The organism is Bradyrhizobium sp. WYCCWR 12699, from assembly GCF_032144035.1.
Classification (GTDB): domain Bacteria; phylum Pseudomonadota; class Alphaproteobacteria; order Rhizobiales; family Xanthobacteraceae; genus Bradyrhizobium.
Window position 1 is genome coordinate 96,687 of record NZ_JAVTJN010000006.1, and the last position, 21,379, is coordinate 118,065.

A 21,379-nucleotide genomic window follows, 5' to 3' on the forward strand; every position below is an offset into this window, starting at 1 on the left:
GGTCAGCTGCCGCTCTCGATCTTCTTCTTCAACGCCTCGAGCCCGGTCTTGTAGAGCCCGCTGACCGCGGACTTGGCGGCTTCATCGTTGAGTTCCGGCGGCGGATCGTTGTTGGGAAAGCCGCGGTAGAACGCGCCGGCCCATTCCAGCTTCGACTTGCCGTCGGAAGCCGGCGAAACCGTCAAGGTCGAGGAATAATTGGTCACCGGCAGCACCTTCACGTCGACCTTGGTGATCCGGTACGAATAGCTCAGCATGTCGGGCTCGTATTTGTAGAGCTCCTCCTCGACGGTCGCACCGCCCTGCAGAGTCAGCGTCCGCGTCGCGCCGACCTCGTTGCCCTTTTCGCCCGTGGTCTTGGTGACTGGCGGAAGCCAGCTCATGTCCTGGAAATTGCGGATCGCAGCCCAGACCTTGTCTTGCGGCGCATTGATCTCGATGGATTCCCGCACCTTCTGCCGGGTCGGCCCGTGGGCCCAGGCCGGGCCAAAGGTTGCCGTCAAGCCTGCCGCCCCCATGACAGCCAGCGCCGCAGCCACGGCCGTGCGCCGTCCAATCGTCACCCTCATTCTCGTTTCCTCATACGTCCCGTTGATCATGCGCGACTTCGACTGCGCGCTGCGGTCATCCTAGCGCATTTTGGGGCCGAGGGGAGACCGGTTCGTGGCGCCGTTGCGGCGGGGCGCGGCACACCCCCACCACCTGTTGCGCTGCCCGTCGGGCAAAACACCCCACCGGGAGGTCAATGCTTCCAGCCAAAAACAATTCGCTTTACGCGAATTCGGAAATGTAGCATGTCTTGGCCACCTCAACCCGGGCCGAGGGGCGGATCGCGATCGTCACGAACGCGGGATGAGAGGTGGTGGACGCGAGCCGCGTCGCGCGCAGTCGGTTTGCAGGGCGGGTCACTCCGTGAGCAGGCAACGAGCGCATACGACAGGCGCAGCCCGTGTACGGCAAAATCGTGTGGTCCTGGCGCCCGGGGTTCTGGCGTCAAGCTTTGCGGTGATGTGGCGGCCAACCGGTGCGCACATCGATCAGCCGCAAGGCGACGGGGGCAATAGTGCAACGCTCCCCGGGGAGAGCACGACATAAGCCGTCAACCCACTGCGCAGGGAAGGCCGGATGTTTGGCTTCACCTGTATGCCGCTGTGCAGCTTCCTTAAGCACACGCTTCGCACAGTGGACCGCGGGTGCCAGCCGGCACCCGGCCTTCCCTGCGCCCTCGGCACTTTTGAGGGCAACAACGACCGCAAAGCTCGGGCACGAAGGGCCGCGAGAACGGGACGGCGCGCGCAATTGAGAATCGAATACGACGATGAATTCCGCTCTCTTGCCCCGGGTGCGCTATTGCCTTCCACTCCGTCATTACAGCGCAGCGAAGCAATCCAGACTGCCGCCGCGGAAAGACTCTGGATTGCTTCGCCGCAAGGGCTCCTCCCAATGACCGCGGAGAGAACTACCGTCAAAGACTCTCATCTACTCCCCCAGCGTCGCCTCCACGAAGCCGTGCGGGTCGTCACAGAATTCGCGCATCAAGCGATAATGATCCGTCTCCTCCACCGTCACCGGCTCAAGGCCGTATTTCCCGAGCCGCAGCAGCCGCGCGTTGGGATAGGCCATCAGCATCGGCGCGTGCGTCGCCATGACGACCTGGCAGATCCGGGACTCCTCCATGCGCCGCAACAGCTTCAAGAACTCAATCTGCCGCGCCGGCGACAGCGCCGATTCCGGCTCGTCGAAGATGAAGATGCCCTGGCGCTGACAGCGCTCCTCGAAGAAGCGCAGGAAGCCTTCACCGTGGGAATGCGACAGGAAATCGGGGCCGACCTGACCGGCATCGCGCGCGGCCTTGTCGAGATACCGCGCCACCGAGAAAAAACTCTCGGCGCGAAAAAACCAGCCGTTGGTGATCTTCGGCAGCCAGCTCGCGCGCAGCGCCTTGGCGAGTTGGCCGCCCATCCTCTCGCGCGCCTCGGAGTGGTCGACCGGCATGTAGCCCTTCCCGCCCCCGGCATCGTCGTAGCCGGCAAGCGCTGCGATGCCCTCGAGGATCGTCGACTTCCCGGTGCCGTTCTCTCCAACGATGATCGTGATGGCCGTGTCGAAATTGAGCTCGAAATCATCTGGCAAGATGGGAAGGCAAAACGGATAGGCCTCGCGATCACCCACCCGCGACGGGTCCAGCCAGACCCGCTTCAGATACGGCGCCGGCAGGTTGATGGTGCGATGACCTCTCCGGCTCATAGTCCGTCTCTCCGCCCGTTCTGCTACACACACCCAAAAAAGAACATATCGGGAACATAAGATCCATGCAACTGGCAGGCTACGCTGGCGAAATCTCCGGCTGCAGCCTAATCCAGCACCTCCAGCACCAGCTCCATCGTCATCAGCACCGGATTGTCGCCGCGGACCAGGCGCCCCTCCGCCAGGCCGCCGGTGTAGTCGACCAGCGCGACGTCGAGCGCAGCTTCGAGCACGCTGGACTGCCCGGGCGCGATCGTCCCGGCCGTCACCGCAAGCTCGGTTGCGAACGGCTCCGTCGCCCCGCCGTGCGTGAAGCGCGCGCCGATGGTCGAGCCGACGCCGCCATGGATCTTCGCCCGCGCGATGCCCTGCGCGCGGCAGAACTCTTCGAGGCAGGACGCAAAGTCCTGGTTCGGCCGCAGCCGTAGCGCGAATGCGCGGCTTGTCGTGCGCGCGCCCGTGCGCTCAGTGGGCACCGGCCCGAACAGCTTGAAATTGGTCTCGGGATCAGGCTCGGCGGTGAACATCGCGCCGTCGATGCCGAAGGCCTCGACCTCGAACGCATCGGCGACGACAGTCTCGTCCGGCAGCATGTGGCCACCGCCGGCCTTGCCGTCCGCCTCCGTCCACAGCCCATGGCAATGAAAGAACGGTGCGCCGTCGCGCGTGCCGAGCGTGAGGCTGCCGAGCTTCGTGTGCGTCGTCCCATCCGGCCGATAGGTGTCGCTATAGAACGCCGCGTTCTCGCCGGTCTTCGACAGTGCCGGCATGACATAGGCGAACGGCCCGAGCACGCCGTGCCGGAAGCTGAGGACGCCGCTCGTAAAACCTTCGGCCGCAAAGCCGCGCCGCGCGGCCTCCAACAGCGGGACACCTGCTTGAAGCGTGAAGGAGAAGGCGCGCCCCCTCGCCTCCACCCATTGGATGCGTTCTGCGACGGGCGCGCCCGGCTGCATGATGCTCCGCATGGCCTGCACTCAGCCTGCCTTCGTCTTGTCGAGATCGAGCAGGCCGCGGGCCTCGAGCTCGTCGCGCACCATGCGTTTCGGCACCTTGCCATAGCCGGATTTCGGCAAGGCCTCCCAGAAGAAGAACCGCTTCGGCATCTTGTAGCGCGGCACTTTTGGCGAGAGAAACGCGGCCATCTCCGCTTCGCTCACCGGCTTCTCGCCCTCGCGCGCGACGCAGACGGCAACGCCGACCTCACCCCAGGTCGCATCGGGCACGCCGAGCACGGCGACCTCGCCGATCGCGGGATGCGTCAGGATCTTCTCCTCGATCTCGCGCGGATAGATGTTGGAGCCGCCGGAGATGTACATGTCGGAGGCCCGGCCCGTGATGTAGACAAAGCCCTCCTCATCCATGTGGCCGAGATCGCCGGTGCGAAACCAGCCGTTGCGGAACGCCTTCGCATTGGCTTCGGGATTGTCGTAATAGCCGGCGAGCACGGCAGGCCCGATCACGCAGATCTCGCCGCTTTGGCCCGCCGCGAGCTCGCGACCCTCGTCGTCCTGGATCGAGACCTGCATGGCGGTGCGTTCGAAGCCGCAGGTGCCGATCCTGGCATGCGGACTATCCTCGGAGTCGTGCAGCGCCGCCGGCAGCACGGTGATGTTGCCGGTGACTTCGCCCAGGCCGAAATACTGCACGATGACCTTGCCGAGCTTCTTCAGCGCGGTCTTCTGGTCCTCGCGGTACATCGGCGCACCGGCATAGATCACGTGACGCAGCGAGGAATGATCGTATTTGTCGGCGGCGGGATGCTCGACCATCATCTTCAAAATCGTCGGCACCGTGAAGAGATTGGCGACCCGATGCTTCTCGATCAGGCGGAACGCCTCGTCGATCTCGAACTTCTCGGTCGGCAGCAGGACGGTGCAGACGCCGCGCGCGGTCTGCACCAGCTGATGCACGCCGGCGCCATGCGACAGCGGTGCCACCACCAGCGAGGCATCGTGCTCGGTGACGCCAGGGGTGAGATCGGCAAGATGGTTGGTGACGACGAAACCCATCTGGCCATGGGTCAAGACGGCGGCCTTGGAACGGCCAGTCGTGCCCGAGGTGAAGAAGAACCAGCAGGGATCGTCGTGCTCGACGGCGACGTTCTCGACCAGCTCGCCGGCGCGCGCCGCGATGGCCTCCGCAACCGAGGTCTCGCCGAAGGTGCCCTTGCCGTCGAGGCTCCAGGTGAACTCGAGCGCGCCGCCCTTCACCGCCGCGGCATGCTCGGGGAAATCGACATGGCACAGAAACGCCTTCGCCCCGGAGGCTTCTGCGAGATAGGTGACCTCATCCGGCATCAGGCGGAAATTGGTGGGCACCCAGACTGCACCGAGCCGGAATGAAGCGAACATCGAGAAGAACATCTCGTCGCTGTTCTTGGAATGAACGAGGATGCGGTCGCCCTTGGCGATGCCGCGTGCAGCGAGCGCCGCGGCCAACGCCGAGACCTGTGCATCGATCTGCCGCCAGGTCCAGGACCTGTCACCCCAGACAAAGCCGGGACGCGCACCGTGCCGCCGCGCATTCTGGGTCAGCATGTAAGCGAGATTCATGACGCGGCGGGACATGCGCAGGGGCGGCATCGGGCTTCCTCTTCGAGGGCGGACGGCGCTTGGGCTACCCGCTCATTGCAGCCCATTTATCGCCATCACCCGCGCCCCCGCAAGGCCGCCGGCCGCACACCAGCCCTACGGCTGCTTGAACACGAACGGCGTTGCTGAAATCACCTTTTGCTTGATGCAGGCCTGTGGACCAAAGCCGCCGCAAAAGCTGCCATGCAAATCGAAGCGGATGCTGCGCGCGGCGCCGCGCTTCACCGGCGAGGCGATGACCCTGTAGCGGAGGACGTAGCCGTCGAACACCTCACGCACGCCGCCATCCGGCAGCGTCACCAGGATCTTCATGACGCAGCCGCCGGTTCCGCAATAAGTGGTCTCGCGGTCCCCGCATTTGGTCGCGCTGAAATCGACGATGTAGTCGTCGCGGCCGTCGCCGGTGAGGTCGATCCTGCGCACCGTATCGCGCGCGAAAGTCACCTCGCCGCCGTCCTGGCTGGTGCATTCCTCGTTGGCGTAACGCAGTGCCGTCTGCACGCCGGGCGGATAGTCGGACGGATTGAACGGCCTGGCATCCTCGGCGCGGGCGGCGGAGGCGATCAGGGCAAGCAGAAGCATCAGATGGCGCATGGGCGTTGGTCGCCGGCGCAAGCGCAATCGTTCAGGGAATTTTAAACATGATCGGCGCACCCTCTCTCAGTCCTCGCGTACAGAGTGTTCCATCATGGTCAAAGCGCCCGCCCTCCTCCTTTTGTCGCTGGCGCTCGCCGGATGTGTAGTGGGTCCTCAAGCGCGCCTGGCGCCCGATCCTGCCTTCAAGCCTGCGCGTTATGCCTGGGACGGCGCCGGCGAGGATCCCAATCGGCCGCATGCAGTCTCGCAACCAACACGCGCCGCGGCTCGAACCGAGCGCGACGGGTCGCAGGCCGAGCTTCAGCCGCCTTCGAAGGAATGGTGGCAGGCGCAGGACGGCAGCGAGGCCGAGCAGGATGCAAGGGTCAACCGCTCCCTGGTCATCTGCCAGGGCTGCTTGCGCCCACAGCGGCAGCCCGAAGATTCCAGGCTCGCCAAAGCGGCCGACTGAATCGAACTGCAGTTACAATGGAAACCCATCGACCTGATCGCGCGTTACGACTTCGCGCACGAGGACTGGCGATCCCCAAGATGCTGACGGCCTCGCCGCAGAGCCGAGCGGAGACGACATGAGCGCAATCATCGACAACAAGGCCGATCACCGCTTCGAGCTCGAGGTCGAAGGCCACATTGCGACTGAGCACTACAAGCGCGACGGCAATGTGATCACCTTCGAGCACACCGACGTGCCGAAGGAGCTCGGCGGCAAGGGTGTCGGCTCGAAGCTGGTGCAAGGCGCGCTCGACCAGGTCCGCACGGCCGGATTGAAGGTGATCCCGCAATGTCCGTTCGTGAAGGCGTGGATCGAGAAGCACGCGGACTATCAGGATCTCGTGGCGAGATAGGGACACAGACCCGCCGCCTGCGGCCGGCGGGCTCGCCGACATCTACGGCTATTGTCCGTGCTTGAGCATGTCCTGGTCAGTCAGGTCCCAGTCCTGCCACAGCTGCAGTACGCCGAGCAGCACGAGCACGGCGCCGAGGCCCGTGTGATAGACGCGGAGAAAGCCGTCGCCGGAATAGCCCATGGCGTAGGGCGAGGCGATGAGCCACAGTCCGATCAGGATCGTCGTCACCTCCTGCCAGCGCTGCAGGGCAACGTATTCGAGCTGACTGATGCCAAAGACGACCAGACCGATTGCCACCGTGTTCAGGATCACCGTCTGATGTCCGGCAATCGCCGGATCCTGCACGGGAAACCATGGCGAGGCCACGATCACCGCGCCCAGCAGCATCCCGCACCAGTCTTCCCACGTTCGATGAGTATTCAAAAAACCAAAGTCCGACATCGTACCCTCCTATGACAGAGGCACACGTCGGCGGCTGGCGATCACGACTTCCGAATGTCTCGCGACCCTGCCGGCCGCATTCGGACGTATGTCCTGCAAAAGACTTGGGAACCGCGGGCGGCTGCGCAAGAGCAGGATGACGGATTATTTCGACGGCCGCGCGCTCTACGCGGGTCATAACTTTCCTACCGCACCGCGGCTATAGCGCTCCGAGCGTCCGCAGCGAGTCGTGCGCGCTCGCCAGGCCGGGCTTCAACTCCAGCGCCTTCCGAAAATCGACGATCGCGCCCTGCTTGTCGCCAAGCCGCAAACGGGCCTGCCCGCGATTATTCCACGAGAACGCGTCCGTGGGATCGTATTGCAACGCCTTGTCGTAATCGGAAACACCGCCCTTGTTGTCACCCTGGAAGAGGCGGATCATGCCGCGATTGCGCCAGCCGCGCGCGTCGGTCGGCGCGAGGCGGATGGCCTCGCCATAGTCCGCAGCGGCACGGTCGAGCTGCTCGGTGTCCCGGTAGACGTTGCCGCGATCGATATAGCCGAGCAGATCGGGCGCAAGCTTGATCCGCATCGTGTAGTCGGCGAGCGCATGTGCGGTGTCGTGCTTGCGGTAATAGACGAGACCGCGATTGCCATAGGCCATGGCGGAATTCGGGTTGCGCTTGATCGCCGCATCGAAATCGGTCAGGGCGCCGTCGAGGTCGCCCTTGTTGAAGCGGGACTCGCCACGATTGTTGTAGGCTAGCGCCAACGAAGGATCGAGCTTGATGGCCTGGTCGTAATCGGCAATGGCGCGGTCGTAGTCGCGCTTGAACGAATAGACGCGGCCGCGATTGTTGTAGGGGCAGGCATAATCCGGAGCGAGCCTGATCGCTTCGTCGAGATCGGACAGCGCGGCGTCGAGCCCGCGCTTCTCGGTAAGACCATGGCCGCGGTTGCAATAGGCCCCGGCGAGCCTGCGGCCACTCTCGCTCTTGGTGTCGATCACGGTGGAGCAGGCCTTGACCCGCTGGTCCGGCGTGCTGGTCAGCCCCACGCAGGCATCCCAGGCCAGGCCGCCTTCGGCCGCAGCCGGCGCCGTCACGGTGAGCGTGGCAAGCACGACCATGAGACTGAACCGGACACGCATTTTACGGATATCTCCCTTGCGGCAACCATCCTTGGTCGCACCTTGGCAAGGGCCGGTTCAGACGCCTAGATCAGGGTAAAGCAGCACGTCGGAAGGATCTTGCATGGCCGCATCGGTACGGGACAACAAGGACAGGAGCCGCTTCGAGCTCGATGTCGGCGACGACATCGCCTTCGCCAATTACCGGCTGACCCCGACGGCGGTCATCATCACCCATACCGAGACGCCGCGGGCGTTGCGCGGCCGCGGCATCGCCTCCGAGCTGGTCAAGGGCGCGCTGGATCTGATCCGGCGCGACGGCAGGAAGGTGATCGCCGGCTGCGGCTTCGTCGTCGACTATCTCGACAGGCATCCGGAGGACGCGGATCTCGTCGCCTGAAAGCAAAAGGGCCCGCGAGATCGCGGGCCCTTCCGGCACGACCGGAGTTCGGTCAGTGCTTGCGGTCAGTGCTTGATCTCGGGCGGCAGCTTGCCGCCATTGGCGGCGAGCTTGGACATCACCTGCTTGTGCAGCCAGACGTTCATGCTGGCGGAGTCGTTCATGTCGCCGGTATAGCCGAGCTCCTTGGCGAGGTCCTTGCGCGCGGCAAGGCTGGAATCGATGTCGAGCGCCTTCATCAGGTCGACGATCGAGGTCCGCCATTCGAGCTTCTCGCCCTTGTGCGCGGCCACCGCCTTGTCGACGATCGCGGCAACGTCGACCGCTGCCATGGGCGCGGCAGCCGGCGCCGACGCCCCCGGCGCGGCTCCGGCCGGTGAAGCTGCGCCACCGGCGGGCGCGGCGGAAGCCGGCTGGCTACCGAAGATCGCGCTCATGATTTTACCGAAAATGCTCATATCTGCTCCCCGAAAAGGATCCGTTGGAAGGGCCTTGAGTGGCACTTATAGACCAAGTCACTGCATTGCGCCCGCGAAGTTCTGCGAACCGACACGCAGCATCAGCTTATCTGCGGCGAAATGACGACCGAATGACGCCGCCGAAAGTTGCGCTGCGGCATCGAATTTCACCCAAGCGTGAGGGACAGGACTCGGAAATGGGCGTACGCTTTGCGTTCAGCTCGCGATGCCTTCCGGAATTCGCGTCTGGTCGGACTCGCGAAACTCAAGAATGGCGGCCGCTCGCGCCGTTTGCCGGCGTGGATTCGGCCGCTCGGCAAGGGAGCTAGCGACCATGGCCACACTTTACCAGGGCAATGTCCCCACGATGGGCCGGACCGGAGATGCGGCCGGACCGGTGATCCGAACCATCCAACTCTCCGATCTGCACGATGCGCTCCGACGCGGCTGGGACGATTTCAAGGCCGTTCCGAGCCACGCCATCATCCTCTGCGTGATCTATCCGGTGCTCGGCCTCGTGCTCGCCCGCGTGGTGATGGGCTATTCGGTGCTGCCGCTGCTGTTTCCGCTGGCCGCCGGCTTCGCGTTGATCGGCCCGTTCGCGGCGCTGGGTCTCTACGAGCTGTCCAGCCGGCGCGAGCGCTATGAAGAAGCCAGTGCCTGGGATGCCATGGAGGTGCTTCGCTCGCCTTCGTTCGGGGCGATGCTCGGCCTCGGCACCCTGTTGCTCGCTCTGTTCGTGACCTGGGTTGCAACTGCGCAGGCGATCTACGTCGCGGCGTTCGGTTATGAGGGCGCAAGCGGCATCTCGGACTTCATGACCCGCGTGCTGACGACGCAGCAAGGCTGGTGGCTGATCGTGGTCGGCTGCGGCGTCGGCTTTCTTTTCGCGCTCGCCGCGCTCTGCCTCAGTGCCGTGTCGTTCCCGCTGATGCTGGACCGTCATGCCGGCGCGTTCGAGGCGATGAGCACCTCACTGCGCGTCGTCGCAAGGAACCCGGTGCCGATGGCAGCTTGGGGCCTGATCGTCGCGGTGCTGCTCGCGCTCGGCACCCTTCCGGCCTTCCTCGGCCTTGCCGTGGTGATCCCCCTGCTCGGCCATGCCACCTGGCATCTCTATCGCAAGGTGATCGTCTCGGAGCCCGGCGCACGCCCGGTGCCGCCCCCGCCGCCTCGTCCGCGCAAGCCGGCGGCCGACTTCCCCGCCAACCTCTTCCCCTGGCGAAACAGGACGGACGCCTGACGATATCGTGACATGCGATCCTGCCCGGCCTCGGGCAGGATCGCACCCTGTCTCACGCCTTGCTTTGGCCGCGGTTCCGACCGAGATTGCGCGCCGCCGGCCAGATCGCTTCACGGAATTCATTGACTCGAATGACCTCGACGATTTCTCGTCTCGCTCTCGCAGCCTTCGCCCTCTCCGCATCCATCCTGTCCGCCCAGCCGGCGCTCGCCGCTGTCGCCTGCGGCTCGGGTAATTTCGATGCCTGGCTTGCGGAGTTCAAAACCGAGGCTGCGGCCAAGGGCATCTCACAACAGGCCATCGCATCGGGTCTCGCCGGCGTGACGCTGGATCAGAGCGTGCTGAACCGCGACCGCTCGCAAAAGGTCTTCAGCCAGACCTTCGAGGAGTTTTCCGGTCGCATGGTGCCGCCGCGCCTCGAGCGTGGCTCCAACAGGATGAAGCAGTACGGCTCGGTGCTGTCGCGCATCGAGCAGACTTACGGCGTTCCCGGCGAGGTCCTGGTCGCGATCTGGGGCCTGGAAACGGATTTCGGCGTCAACACCGGCAAGTTCGCCACGATCCGCTCGCTGGCAACGCTGGCCTATGACTGCCGGCGCGCCGAGCAGTTTCGCGCCGAGCTGATGGATGCGCTGCGCATCGTCCAGCGCGGCGATCTCGCGCCAGCCGAGATGAAGGGCGCCTGGGCCGGCGAGCTCGGCCAGACCCAGTTCATGCCGTCGTCCTGGATGAAATACGCCGTCGATTTCGACGGCAACGGCAAGCGCGACCTCTTGCACAACGCGCCCGACGTGCTCGCCTCCACCGCCAATTATCTCGCCGGCTATGGCTGGCAGAAGGGCAAGGATTGGCAGCCGGGCAGCCCGAATTTCGAGGTGCTCAAGCAGTGGAACAAGAGCGAGGTCTATTCCAAGACCGTCGCCTATTTCGCCACGCAGCTCGCACGCGCGCCTTAAGCGCATCGGCCTGAACGCCCCGCAGACACCCCGCGCGCCATCCCTCTACGCACTGGCTCGCCGAGGGCCCGTGCGCGTCATCTCACGAAAATCGAATTTTCACGCGTCGATCGACCCCATAAACTGAACTAATATTCATTTATAGACGATTTTACCTATGCGACTCACGCAGGCGAGAGTTGGGTCCAGTCGCTGTTTTGTCCGCTTCCGCTCGGCCCGGGGCAGCATATTTCCGCTATGATCCAGATCAAAAGATCACCCCTAAGTCCGTGATGTTACGGGTATTTGTAGCTGCTTCCGAACGCCTCTGGCTAGGTTTTAGGCGGGAGCGCCCTCCGGTTAATCGTCCGTTACCTTCGTTATGCGCTGCTCGCTTAGCTGCATCGCAACATCGGAACTTCCGCACTGCAATACTCTCTTCTATATTCATTTCAACGATGAGGCCGACTAAGGGCTGAATCGAACTACAGGAGAATACCTATGCTGCTCTCGCTCATCCGCATGATCCAGGCCTTCCGGGACTATCAGCGCAATGTTGCCGAGTTGTCCCAGCTCAGCGATCGCGAACTGGCCGATATCGGCCTTGATCGCTCGGACATCCCGCGCGTTGCCGCCGGTCAGTATCAGGGCTGATATCCGCTCAGCCCTCACCGGAACGGACCGATAGCGCCCGCCTCGTGCGGGCGTTGTCGTATCTGGTGGCAGAAAACTCGATCTCGGCGATTCCACTCTCCGCCGAAAAGCGCTACCTGTCCGCCCCATGACAGCCCTCCTATCCAAACCCGTGCACGTGATCGGCGCCGGTCTCGCCGGCTCTGAAGCCGCCTGGCAGGTGGCGAAAGCCGGCGTGCCCGTGGTGCTGCACGAGATGCGGCCGGACCGCATGACCGAGGCGCACCGCACCGACGGGCTCGCCGAGCTCGTCTGCTCCAATTCGTTCCGATCGGACGACGCCGCCAACAACGCTGTCGGCCTCCTGCATGCGGAGATGCGCCGGCTCGGTTCGCTGATCATGCGCGCCGCCGATGCCAACCAGGTGCCCGCCGGCGGGGCGCTGGCGGTCGATCGCGACGGTTTCTCCGCCGCCGTCACCAAGGCCCTCAACGACCATCCCCTGATCGAGATCGCCCGCGGCGAGGTGTCAGGCCTGCCGCCGGCCGATTGGAGCAACGTGATCGTTGCCACCGGGCCCCTCACCTCCGCGCCGCTGGCCGAGGCCATCCGCGCGCTGACCGACGAGAACGCGCTCGCCTTCTTCGATGCGATCGCGCCGATCGTCCACCGCGAATCCATCGACATGTCGATCGCCTGGTTCCAGTCGCGCTACGACAAGGTCGGCCCTGGCGGCACCGGCGCCGACTACATCAATTGCCCCATGACCAAGGAGCAGTATGACGGCTTCGTCGCCGCGCTGATCGCGGGCGAGAAGACCCAGTTCAAGGAATGGGAGACCAACACGCCCTATTTCGACGGCTGCCTGCCGATCGAGGTGATGGCGGAGCGCGGCCCCGAGACGCTGCGTCACGGCCCGATGAAGCCGGTCGGTCTCACCAACCCGCATGATCCCACCACGAAGGCCTATGCCATCGTGCAGCTGCGCCAGGACAACAAGCTCGGCACGCTCTACAATATCGTCGGCTTCCAGACCAAGCTGAAATACGGCGAGCAGCAGCGCATCTTCCGCACCATTCCCGGGCTGGAGAACGCCGAATTCGCCCGCCTCGGCGGCCTGCATCGCAACACCTTCCTGAACTCGCCAAAGCTGCTCGACAGTCAGTTGCGCCTGCGCGCCCAGCCGCGGCTGCGCTTTGCCGGCCAGATGACGGGCTGCGAGGGCTATGTGGAATCCGCCAGCGTCGGCCTGATCGCCGGTCTCTATGCGGCCGCGGATGCGCGCGGCGAGACGCTGGTCAGCCCGCCAGGCACCACCGCGCTCGGATCGCTGCTCGGCCACATCACCGGCGGCCATATCGAGACCATCGAACCGGGCACGCGCTCGTTCCAACCGATGAACATCAATTTCGGCCTGTTCCCGCCGCTCGCGACCGTGCCGACCAAGAAGCCCGACGGCACGCGCCTGCGCGGCAACGAGAAGACGGTGGCCAAGAAGCAGGCGATGAGCGCGCGGGCGCTCGCCGATCTCGATCGCTGGATCGCCGATCACCTGCGCATCGCCGCCGCCGCGTGAGTCCAAGATGAGCCTCCCCAAAGACGACGCCGCGGCGCTCTCGGCGCGCTGGACCGAGGGCGTGCTGCTCAAGCGCGATGTGTTCTCGACCGTCGAGCGCGGCCGCTTCCGCGGCGACGGCGGCGAGGTCGACGCCGTGCTGCGCCGGCTCGACGAAGTGCCGTGGTGGTCATTCCTGCTGGCGCGTCATCTGTTCGCGCGCGAGAAGCACGCTCTGGAGCGCGCCAAAGGCCTCGATATCGGCCCCGAGTTGCTCTGGGCGGGACAGCGGGCGCTGGTGCGCGGCTTCGTCGACGGCGCCGCATTGCATCTGGCAAAGCCGCACGGCGACCTCGCCTATTTCCGTTCCGCCAAGGCGGCACTGCGCCGGCTGCGCCGTGCCGGGATCTGCCACAACGATCTTGCCAAGGAGCAGAACTGGCTGGTCGGCCGTGATGGCCGGGCCTATGTGACGGACTTCCAGCTCGCGGCCTGCTTTGACCGACGCGGCCGGCTCTATCGCCTCCTCGCCTATGAAGATCTTCGGCATCTGCTCAAGCACAAGCGCTCCTATGCGCCCGAGGCGCTGACCCCGCGCGAGCGAAAGATTCTCGCGAAGAAGTCCTTTGCCGCGAGCCTGTGGCTTGCCACCGGCAAGAAGGTCTACCGCGCCATCACGCGCGGCCTGTTCAACTTCACCGACCGCGAAGGCGGCGGCCGCCGGCTGGTCAATGATGCGCCGGTGCTGACGGCATTGATCCGCAAGAATCCGGCCGTGCGCGATACCGCCATCGTCGCGTTTGCCGACCGCCGCTCCGGCGTCGGTCTCTATGCGTTCGTCGAGGCGGACCAGGCCGCGCTCGAAGGCCAGTTGCGGAACGAGCTGACGGCCGCGAAGGGGCCGAAGCCCCCGGAGCACATTCAGGTCGTGCACGCGCTGCCGCGCGACACCAGCGGCAAGCCGCGCACCGAGATCCTGCAACTGGTTGCCATGAACCAGCTCGACCTGATCGAGCCGTTGATGAAGAACGACCAGGACCGCGCCTTCCTCAAGGACATCCTGGAACAGCGGAAAAACCTGCGCGACCGCTTCAACTTCGAAGCGGATCTGCCGGCAAGCTAGCGCCTTGAAGCGTCCACATTGACGATAGAGAAGCGGTCGGATCATTCGGGCGTGGCGGGATCATGGGCATTCGGGGGACGATGATGCGTCGTGGGGTTGGCGGAATGATCGCCGGCCTACTGCTGCTTGCGGGCACGCCCGCGATGGCCGACTCTCCGGCCGAGTTGATCTCCAGCTTCCGACTCAAGCACGGCGAAGTCCGCGTCGTCCGCGACGCCACCCTGGACCGCATCGCCATGGACCAGGCGAAGGCGATGGCGGCGAAGGATGATCTCAGCCATGACGCCCTCGGACCGTTCAACCGCCGCGTCGCGCCGGCCGGTGCGGGTCGCGCCGCCGAGAACATCGCCTACGGCTACGACAATTTCGAGAAGACGCTCGGACAGTGGATCGACTCGTCCGGCCATCGCAAGAACCTGCTGCTGCACAACGCCTCCCGCGTCGGCATCGCCAGCGCCAGGAACGCCAGCGGCAAGCGCACTTATTGGGCGATGGTGATCGCCGGCGATTACGAGCCGAAGGGCAAGGGCAAGAAGAAAGACAAAGAGCCCGTCGTTGCCGTGAAACGCGAGGTCGCGCCCGCGAGCAAGCCCAAATCCGAGTCCAAGCCCAAATCGAGCAGCTGCCACGTCAAGCTGCTCGGCCTCTGCATCTGAGACGAGCCGCCGCGCGGCATGCGCTGTTGCGTGCGCCTCTCCTGCCAGCCAATATGGCTGCGCCGCTGTCCCGATCATCCCGAGGCAACCAATGGCCAAGAAATACACAGCTCAATGCACCTGTGGCGCCATCAAGTTCGAGTTCGACACCGACCCCAGCTTCATTGCCAATTGCCATTGCAACGACTGCAAGCGCGCCTCGGGCGGCGAGATGGCGACGTTCTTCGCAGTGCCGGAGGACGACTTCACGATCCTCAGCGGCAAGCCGAAGGCCTTTCACTACATAGCGAACTCCGGCAAGGGCCTGGACCGCAATTTCTGCCCCGAATGCGGCGCTCGGATATTCACGTCGAACCTCGACAGTTTCCCCAGGACGGTCTTCGTGCAATTGGGAAGCCTGGACCGGCCCGACCTGGTCGCACCGAAGCTCGAGATGTTCACCAAGCGCCGCCTGGCCTGGAACACGCCTCTCAACCTGCCGCAGTTCGAAGAGATGCCGCATTGACGCGGCGAGGCGGAGATCCTGACGTGATTGACCTCGACCGACTTCGTGCCGACACGCCAGCCACCAGCCGGCTCGCCTATCTTCACAACGCGGGCGCTGGCCTAATGCCGAGGCCGGTTGTCGCGGCGATGAAGGAACACATCGATCTCGAAAGCGAGATCGGAGGCTACGCGGCGGCCGATCGCGAGGCCGAACGGCTCGACGCGGTCTACGGCTCGGTGGCGCGCCTGCTCAATGCCGCGCCGGACGAGATCGCGCTGGTGGAGAACGCCACCGTTGCCTGGCAGATGGCGTTCTATTCGCTTCCGTTTCGCAAGGGCGACCGCATCCTGACCGCCGAGGCGGAATACGCCGCCAACTATGTCGCCTTCCTCCAGGTCGCCCAGCGCACCGGCGCAGTCATCGACGTGGTGCCGAGCGATACCAGCGGCGAGCTCGACGTCGGCGCACTCGAACGGATGATCGACGATCGCGTGAAGTTGATTGCGATCACCTGGGTTCCGACCAATGGCGGGCTGGTCAATCCGGCGGCGGCGATCGGCAAGATCGCGCGGGCGCACGGCGTTCCCTACCTGCTCGACGCCTGCCAGGCCGTCGGCCAGATGGAGGTCGACGTCGAGGCCATCGGCTGTGACATGCTCTCAGCCACGGGACGCAAATTCCTGCGCGGCCCGCGCGGCACGGGCTTTCTCTATGTTCGCCGCGCGCTGCTGCAACGGCTGGAGCCGCCGATGATCGACCACTTTGCAGCGCCATGGGTCTCGCGAGGCACCTATCAACTGCGGGACGATGCCCGCCGTTTCGAGACCTGGGAGAACAACTACGCGGCCCGGCTTGGGCTTGGCGCGGCCGTCGACTACGCCCTCGATATCGGCATCGCCCCGATCGAGAAGCGCTGCCGCCTGCTAGCCGGCCGTCTTCGCGGCGGCCTCGCCGCCCTTCCCGGCGTCACCATCCGCGACCTCGGCCGCACGCCGGGCGCCATCGTCAGCTTCACGATGGACGGGCACGAGGCAGACGCGATTGTCGCCAGTGCCGCCACGGCCGGCATCACGATCGGCGCTTCAGATCCGGCGAGCACGCGCATCGATGCCGAACTTCGCGCGTTGCCGCATGTGGTGCGGGCCTCACCGCATTATTACAACACGGAAGCCGAGATCGACCGGCTGATCGCGCATCTGGCGGGTTTGGCGTCCCGGTAGCAAAAAAGGTGCGAGCGCGCCCGCGGCCGACCGTGAAGTCGGTTCACCATCGCGCCGTCCAGACCTCAACCTCTTGTCGTCAAAGCCGAGAGTTGGTCGGTATCGAAGCGGGCGCGCAGCTCGCTGATCGCTTTTGCATCCGGCGGTCCACTCGCCGTCAATTTGGCCAGTTCCTCGAAGTAGTGCTCGTGTCCCGGCGGCGATACGGTCATGAGCACGCGCGCGGGCTTGTTGCTCGTGTTGGTGATGTTGTGCGGAACGCCGGGAGGAATGAAGAGAAAGGTCCCTAGGGTCGCCCGGACAACCTCATCCTCGACGTGCCATTCACACTCACCCTCCAACATGTAGAAGGTCTCTTCCTGCACACGATGAACGTGCCGGCCGGTGGCGAATCCTGCCGGAATTGTCCAGTCGAACATGCTCGTGTGCCTCGTGTCCTCGCCGGTCACCAAGAAGGCCATTGGTTGGCCGCGCAGCATGACCCCCTCGGTTTTGCCGGGCCTACGGATGACGTGTTTTGCGGTCATGTACCCCTCCATCGATTGTTGCAATGCTCCTGACAACTACGCGATAGTGGTCCGGTGCAGCCGGAAAGTGGTGAAGCCGTTCGGAAAACGTTGCAAAAAACCTGCGAAATGTGCCCTTCTTCGACGATGGCCGCGATCCTTGAATTTGGTCCCTTTCGGCTCGATGGCGAGGCGGGGATCCTGTTCCACGGTGCTGAGCCGACCGGACTCGGCCAGCGCGCCGTACTGCTTCTGGCCCTCCTCGTCCGGCAGGCTGGTGTGCCGGTTTCGAAAGATGCCTTGATCGAAGCGGCCTGGCCCGCCCAGGCCATCGAGGACAGCAATCTCACCGTCCAGATCGCGGCGGTGCGACGCATGCTGGCGGACATCTCCGGCGAGGCGCATTGGATCGAAACGCTGCCGCGCCGCGGCTATCGCTACGTCGGTCCGGCCGTGACGACGTCCGATCCGGACCGCGCAACTGCAACACCGCAAGCGCCATTGCTGACTTTGCCCGACAGGCCGTCGATCGCAGTGTTGCCCTTCACGAACCTGAGCGGCGATGCCGACCAGGACTATTTTGCCGACGGGATGGTCGATGACATCATCACAGGACTCTCACGCATCAACTGGCTGTTCGTGATCGCGCGGAATTCCACATTCCCCTACAAGGGCCGCGCGGTGGACGTGAAGCAGGTCGGCCGCGAGCTTGGCGTACGGTACGTGCTAGAAGGCAGCGTCCGCAAGACAGGCACAATGGTCCGCATCACCGGCCAGTTGGTCGACGCGTCGACTGGAATGCACGTATGGGCCGAGCGATTTGACCGGCGGTCCGAGGACGTCTTCGCCCTTCAGGATGACATCGCATTATCTACTGTCGGCGCCATAGCTCCCAGTCTGCGGCGCGCCGAGATCAACAGGGTCAAGCGCAAGCGGCCGGACAGCCTTGACGCCTACGATCTGGTCCTGCGCGCCCAGCCGGACGTCGATTCCGGCATGCCGGCCCAGGTGACTCAGGCACTCGTGCTGCTCGAACGTGCGATCGCGCTCGAACCTGCCTACGCGCTCGCGCACGGCAATGCGGCGATGTGCCAACATTGCCTGTTTCTTCGAGCCGGTTTGCATGAGTCCAATCGCGAGGCCTCGATACGCCACGCGCGCTCGGCCATCGCCCACGGCCAGGATGATGCGCTTGCCCTCACGCTGGCGGGTTTTTCGATCGGCATGGACGGGCACGATCGCTCCGCAGCATTCACCGCGTTCGAGGCTGCGCTCGCCATCAGCCCATCATCGGCGCTGACCTACATCCTCGGCAGCGTCGTGCTTGGCTGGGGCGGAGAATCCGACCGCGCCATTGAATGGAGCGAACAAGGCCTGCGGCTCAGCCCGTTCGATCCCTGGGCTTTCGCCGCATTCGACGCCCAGGCTCTCGGGCACTTCCATCGCGGCCGATATGAGGAGGCGTGCCGCGCCGCTTACCGCTCGGTTCAGGCCAATCCTCGCCACAGCATCACCTATGTGCAATTGGCCGCGGCGCTGGCAAAGCTTGGACGACTGCAGGAGGCGAAGGCCGCAGCCGCGCGGGTGCTGGAACTACATCCGACGTTCCGCTACGGCCATCAATTTCAGGGCGTCAACTGCGCACCGGCGCTCGCCTCCTCGCTTGGCGATGCCCTGCGCGTTGCAAGCCTTCCGGAGTAACGCTCGCGGTTCAGCGTGCCGCTCACGTGCAGCGCGCGCTCAGTCCGGATGCGCTGAGCCTGGCCATGACCTCGTCGAGATGGGCGGCGTCGCGGGTCTCGATGACGAGCTGCAGCAGCGTCGCCTTGGCCGGCAGGTCGGAGAACGTCCGCTGGTGCGAGACCTCGATGATGTTTGCGCCGGCTTCGGCCAGCAGCGCGGCCACGGCGGCCAGCTGCCCAGGCCTGTCAGGGATATCGAGCGAGAGCTGGGTCAGCCGGCCCTCCCGCGCGAGCTCGCGCGTCAGCACGGACGCGATCAGCCGCGTGTCGATATTGCCGCCGCTGAGCACCAGGCCGACCTTCTGGCCGGCAAAGCGGGTTGGATCGGACATCAGCGCGGCGAGGCCGGCGGCGCCGGCGCCCTCGACCACCGTCTTCTCGATCGAGATCAGCGTCGCCACCGCGCGCTCGAGCTCGGCTTCGTTGACGAGCGCGATGTCGTCGACGAGACGGCGGACGATCTCGGTGGTGATCTTGCCGGGCGATTTCACCGCGATGCCTTCGGCGAGCGTATCGCCGCGCGCCGGCAGATTGCCGTCATGGATGGCGTTGTACATCGAGGGATAGAGCCAGGCCTCGACGCCGAGGATTCGCAGCGACGGCTTGATCGATTTCGCGGCGATGGCGATGCCGCTGATCAGCCCGCCGCCGCCGATCGGGACCACCAGCGTATCGAGCTCCGGCACCGCTCTCATCATTTCCAGCCCGACGGTGCCCTGCCCCGCGATCACCAGCGGATCGTCGTAGGGGTGGACGAAGACCATGCTTCTAGCTTCGCCGTGGCTACGCGCGAACGCGGCCGCCTCCTCCAGCGTCGCGCCGGTGACGACCACCTCCGCGCCGTGGTGCCTCGTGTTCTCGACCTTCACCATGGGCGTGCCGACCGGCATGACGATGGTGGCGGGAATGCCGAGCCGCTTGGCGTGATAGGCAACGCCCTGCGCGTGATTGCCAGCGGACATCGCGATGACGCCGCGCGCGCGCTCCTCGGCCGTCAGTGCAGTGAGGCGGTTGAGCGCACCGCGCTCCTTGAACGACGAGGTGAACTGCAGGTTCTCGAATTTGAGCCAGATCTCGCAGCCGCAGATGCTGCTCAAAGTGCGGCTGTAGCTGCAGGGTGTCTCGACGACGGCGCCGCGGATGGTGTCGGCGGCGGCATGAACGTCGCTCGGGGCAACCGGAAAACCGCTCCGGTCAGGCGATGTGGTTTGGGACAACTCAGCCATGGGACAGCATAGAGCATCCCGTGGTTCGCGGCGATAAGCCAGCCGCTATTTGGTAAATTCCCGGGAACGTGAAGCCCGCCACAATGTCCAGAGCGTACGGAGCCGCGAGGCCGGCTGGACCGCGAACGGATTGCGGCCGGGCTGCGACAGGCGCCTGAGATCGGCCCCGACCTGGCTCAGCGGCAGAAACGCAGGACGCACCGCGGCCGGCACGTCGGTTAGCAGCGACAAGGCCGTTGTCAGATGCTGCTGCGCTTCGCCCGCGAGCTGCTCGAGCACGGCCCGCAAGGCCGGCGTTTCCTTGCCAGCGAACACGTCTTCCATCTGGCAGTCATGGTTCGCCAGCACCTGCTGGGGCAGGAACAGCTGCCGGCGCGAGGCATCGCGCGGCAGGTTCGCGATGATTTGCACGATGCCCTGCGCCAGACCGGCATGACGCGCGAGATGTTCGATGACCTCGGACGGCGACGCCAGAATCCGCGCCGCCAGACCAAACAACGCCGATGAGGTCGCGGCCAGATAGCCCTCCAGCGCGGTCAGCGTCGGCATCGGGTCGTTGTAGAGGTCGAACTGGTGCTCGTCGACGAGCAGCGACAGCGGCTCGACCGGCAAGTTGAAATCACGGATCGCACGCAGCAGCTCCGCTGCCACCGGGGTGCCCTCGGCGCTGCCGTGGACCGTGCCCGAGAATAGATCGGTCCACCATTGAAAGCGGATCTCGCCGGGCAAGGGCTGGCTGACCTGGTCGCGGACGCGGACGATCTCGACATTGAAGGCGTAGAGCGCGAGCAGCGCGCGGCGTTCGGCGGCGGGCGCGAACAGCGTCGCGGCATAGCGCGGGAAATCATGGCTACGCACGAGATCGGCGCAGAAGGCGACGGAATCGGGCGACGGCGCGGTGCTGCTCATGTGCTGTTCATGGCACGGCGATCAGCGCAGCCGCGACCCGCCGCCGTTCGCCGATCATGATGTTGTAGGTGCGCACGGCAGGCCCGGTCTGCATCGTGTCCAGCACCACCCTCTGCGCCTTGAGCGCCTGGCGCAGCTCCGGCGGCGGCAGCCAGAGCCCGGTGCCGGTGCCGATCAGGAGCGTGTCGATGCCGTTGGCGGCCGCGAACACCCGGTCCAGCGAATAGCGGTCGATCTTCGCGGGGTCCGTCACGTCCCAGGCCCAGATCGCGTCGGGCAGGCACAACAGCGAGCCGCGGTGCGACATGCCGGCAAAGGCGAAGCCGCCCTTGCCATAGGCCTCGATCGGCGCCGAGCGCGGGAAATGCGGTGCGTTGGGATCGCCGGCCATGTGCTTCGTCCGAATGAGCCTATTGCCCTCGCCAACTCGTGCGGGGGCATGCGGTTCGGA

At 65.1% G+C, this 21,379-nt stretch carries 24 protein-coding genes; 12 read left to right on the plus strand and 12 right to left on the minus strand.

Features of this window, described 5'->3' with window-relative positions; translation table 11 throughout:
• Nucleotides 1–2 precede the first annotated feature (2 nt).
• The 5 genes from RPS27_RS07290 to RPS27_RS07310 all read right to left on the minus strand — a co-directional run bounded on the left by RPS27_RS07290 (nucleotide 3) and on the right by RPS27_RS07310 (nucleotide 5,435).
• A complete protein-coding gene (locus tag RPS27_RS07290) occupies nucleotides 3–569 on the minus strand; it encodes an SRPBCC family protein (protein ID WP_211416931.1) in 567 nt (188 codons plus the stop codon).
• Nucleotides 570–1,479: 910 nt separating this feature from the next.
• On the minus strand, nucleotides 1,480–2,247 hold the full coding sequence (locus RPS27_RS07295) for an AAA family ATPase (RefSeq protein ID WP_212068592.1): 768 nt from the start codon (nucleotides 2,245–2,247) through the stop codon (nucleotides 1,480–1,482).
• A 107-nt stretch (nucleotides 2,248–2,354) separates the two neighbouring features.
• Complete coding sequence (locus RPS27_RS07300; RefSeq protein WP_212068591.1) at nucleotides 2,355–3,215, minus strand: PCC domain-containing protein; 861 nt, start codon at nucleotides 3,213–3,215, stop codon at nucleotides 2,355–2,357.
• Between the two features lie 9 nt (nucleotides 3,216–3,224).
• Complete coding sequence (locus RPS27_RS07305) at nucleotides 3,225–4,832, minus strand: acyl-CoA synthetase (RefSeq protein WP_212068590.1); 1,608 nt, start codon at nucleotides 4,830–4,832, stop codon at nucleotides 3,225–3,227.
• A gap of 105 nt (nucleotides 4,833–4,937) precedes the next feature.
• Entirely contained in the window at nucleotides 4,938–5,435 is a 498-nt protein-coding gene (locus RPS27_RS07310; RefSeq protein ID WP_212068589.1) for a hypothetical protein, read from the minus strand.
• Nucleotides 5,436–5,529: 94 nt separating this feature from the next.
• Between RPS27_RS07310 and RPS27_RS07315 the strand changes: the two genes are divergently transcribed.
• Together RPS27_RS07315 and RPS27_RS07320 are read left to right on the plus strand one after the other, a co-directional pair.
• On the plus strand, nucleotides 5,530–5,889 hold the full coding sequence (locus RPS27_RS07315) for a hypothetical protein (RefSeq protein WP_212068588.1): 360 nt from the start codon (nucleotides 5,530–5,532) through the stop codon (nucleotides 5,887–5,889).
• 118 nt (nucleotides 5,890–6,007) lie between these two features.
• Complete coding sequence (locus RPS27_RS07320; RefSeq protein WP_212068587.1) at nucleotides 6,008–6,283, plus strand: GNAT family N-acetyltransferase; 276 nt, start codon at nucleotides 6,008–6,010, stop codon at nucleotides 6,281–6,283.
• A 48-nt stretch (nucleotides 6,284–6,331) separates the two neighbouring features.
• Here the strand turns inward: RPS27_RS07320 and RPS27_RS07325 are convergent, their stop codons facing one another.
• Together RPS27_RS07325 and RPS27_RS07330 are read right to left on the minus strand one after the other, a co-directional pair.
• The gene (locus RPS27_RS07325; protein ID WP_194408004.1) at nucleotides 6,332–6,727 is read right to left on the minus strand and encodes an SPW repeat protein; all 396 of its coding nucleotides are present in this window, start codon (nucleotides 6,725–6,727) and stop codon (nucleotides 6,332–6,334) included.
• 199 nt (nucleotides 6,728–6,926) lie between these two features.
• On the minus strand, nucleotides 6,927–7,856 hold the full coding sequence (locus tag RPS27_RS07330; RefSeq protein WP_212068585.1) for a tetratricopeptide repeat protein: 930 nt from the start codon (nucleotides 7,854–7,856) through the stop codon (nucleotides 6,927–6,929).
• Nucleotides 7,857–7,959: 103 nt separating this feature from the next.
• Here RPS27_RS07330 and RPS27_RS07335 point away from each other — a divergent pair, with 103 nt between their 5' ends.
• A complete protein-coding gene (locus RPS27_RS07335) occupies nucleotides 7,960–8,235 on the plus strand; it encodes a GNAT family N-acetyltransferase (RefSeq protein ID WP_211416923.1) in 276 nt (91 codons plus the stop codon).
• Nucleotides 8,236–8,300: 65 nt separating this feature from the next.
• Here the strand turns inward: RPS27_RS07335 and RPS27_RS07340 are convergent, their stop codons facing one another.
• Nucleotides 8,301–8,693 carry a DUF3597 domain-containing protein gene (locus RPS27_RS07340; protein ID WP_211416922.1) on the minus strand — a complete coding sequence of 131 codons (393 nt, stop codon included), beginning with the start codon at nucleotides 8,691–8,693 and terminating at the stop codon, nucleotides 8,301–8,303.
• 334 nt (nucleotides 8,694–9,027) lie between these two features.
• On the opposite strand from RPS27_RS07340, the gene RPS27_RS07345 reads away from it, so the two are divergent.
• From RPS27_RS07345 to RPS27_RS07380, 8 genes are all read left to right on the plus strand, one after another.
• Nucleotides 9,028–9,936 (plus strand): DUF2189 domain-containing protein, encoded by a 909-nt coding sequence (locus RPS27_RS07345; protein ID WP_212068584.1) that lies wholly within the window; start codon nucleotides 9,028–9,030, stop codon nucleotides 9,934–9,936.
• 131 nt (nucleotides 9,937–10,067) lie between these two features.
• Nucleotides 10,068–10,892: a lytic transglycosylase domain-containing protein gene (locus tag RPS27_RS07350; protein ID WP_212068583.1), complete on the plus strand. Its 825-nt coding sequence runs from the start codon at nucleotides 10,068–10,070 to the stop codon at nucleotides 10,890–10,892.
• 480 nt (nucleotides 10,893–11,372) lie between these two features.
• Nucleotides 11,373–11,525 carry a DUF1127 domain-containing protein gene (locus RPS27_RS07355; protein WP_007590701.1) on the plus strand — a complete coding sequence of 51 codons (153 nt, stop codon included), beginning with the start codon at nucleotides 11,373–11,375 and terminating at the stop codon, nucleotides 11,523–11,525.
• Nucleotides 11,526–11,652: 127 nt separating this feature from the next.
• Complete coding sequence (trmFO, locus tag RPS27_RS07360) at nucleotides 11,653–13,080, plus strand: methylenetetrahydrofolate--tRNA-(uracil(54)-C(5))-methyltransferase (FADH(2)-oxidizing) TrmFO (protein ID WP_212068582.1); 1,428 nt, start codon at nucleotides 11,653–11,655, stop codon at nucleotides 13,078–13,080.
• A gap of 7 nt (nucleotides 13,081–13,087) precedes the next feature.
• Nucleotides 13,088–14,182 carry a serine/threonine protein kinase gene (locus RPS27_RS07365; RefSeq protein ID WP_212068581.1) on the plus strand — a complete coding sequence of 365 codons (1,095 nt, stop codon included), beginning with the start codon at nucleotides 13,088–13,090 and terminating at the stop codon, nucleotides 14,180–14,182.
• An 83-nt stretch (nucleotides 14,183–14,265) separates the two neighbouring features.
• The gene (locus RPS27_RS07370) at nucleotides 14,266–14,838 is read left to right on the plus strand and encodes a CAP domain-containing protein (protein ID WP_212068580.1); all 573 of its coding nucleotides are present in this window, start codon (nucleotides 14,266–14,268) and stop codon (nucleotides 14,836–14,838) included.
• 91 nt (nucleotides 14,839–14,929) lie between these two features.
• On the plus strand, nucleotides 14,930–15,343 hold the full coding sequence (locus RPS27_RS07375; RefSeq protein ID WP_212068579.1) for a GFA family protein: 414 nt from the start codon (nucleotides 14,930–14,932) through the stop codon (nucleotides 15,341–15,343).
• 23 nt (nucleotides 15,344–15,366) lie between these two features.
• Nucleotides 15,367–16,545 carry an aminotransferase class V-fold PLP-dependent enzyme gene (locus RPS27_RS07380; protein ID WP_212068578.1) on the plus strand — a complete coding sequence of 393 codons (1,179 nt, stop codon included), beginning with the start codon at nucleotides 15,367–15,369 and terminating at the stop codon, nucleotides 16,543–16,545.
• A 65-nt stretch (nucleotides 16,546–16,610) separates the two neighbouring features.
• On the opposite strand, the gene RPS27_RS07385 is transcribed toward RPS27_RS07380, so the two are convergent.
• On the minus strand, nucleotides 16,611–17,072 hold the full coding sequence (locus tag RPS27_RS07385) for a cupin domain-containing protein (RefSeq protein WP_211416914.1): 462 nt from the start codon (nucleotides 17,070–17,072) through the stop codon (nucleotides 16,611–16,613).
• A gap of 126 nt (nucleotides 17,073–17,198) precedes the next feature.
• Here RPS27_RS07385 and RPS27_RS07390 point away from each other — a divergent pair, with 126 nt between their 5' ends.
• Nucleotides 17,199–18,752 carry a winged helix-turn-helix domain-containing protein gene (locus RPS27_RS07390; protein WP_211417489.1) on the plus strand — a complete coding sequence of 518 codons (1,554 nt, stop codon included), beginning with the start codon at nucleotides 17,199–17,201 and terminating at the stop codon, nucleotides 18,750–18,752.
• 22 nt (nucleotides 18,753–18,774) lie between these two features.
• Here the strand turns inward: RPS27_RS07390 and RPS27_RS07395 are convergent, their stop codons facing one another.
• From RPS27_RS07395 to RPS27_RS07405, 3 genes are read right to left on the minus strand one after another with little or no spacing between them, the layout of a single operon-like run.
• Nucleotides 18,775–20,019, minus strand: a complete 1,245-nt coding sequence (locus RPS27_RS07395) for a threonine ammonia-lyase (RefSeq protein ID WP_194407993.1) — start codon at nucleotides 20,017–20,019, stop codon at nucleotides 18,775–18,777.
• A 45-nt stretch (nucleotides 20,020–20,064) separates the two neighbouring features.
• Nucleotides 20,065–20,928 (minus strand): phytoene/squalene synthase family protein, encoded by an 864-nt coding sequence (locus RPS27_RS07400; RefSeq protein WP_212068577.1) that lies wholly within the window; start codon nucleotides 20,926–20,928, stop codon nucleotides 20,065–20,067.
• A 7-nt stretch (nucleotides 20,929–20,935) separates the two neighbouring features.
• Nucleotides 20,936–21,319, minus strand: a complete 384-nt coding sequence (locus tag RPS27_RS07405) for an Mth938-like domain-containing protein (protein ID WP_212068576.1) — start codon at nucleotides 21,317–21,319, stop codon at nucleotides 20,936–20,938.
• Nucleotides 21,320–21,379: the final 60 nt, after the last annotated feature.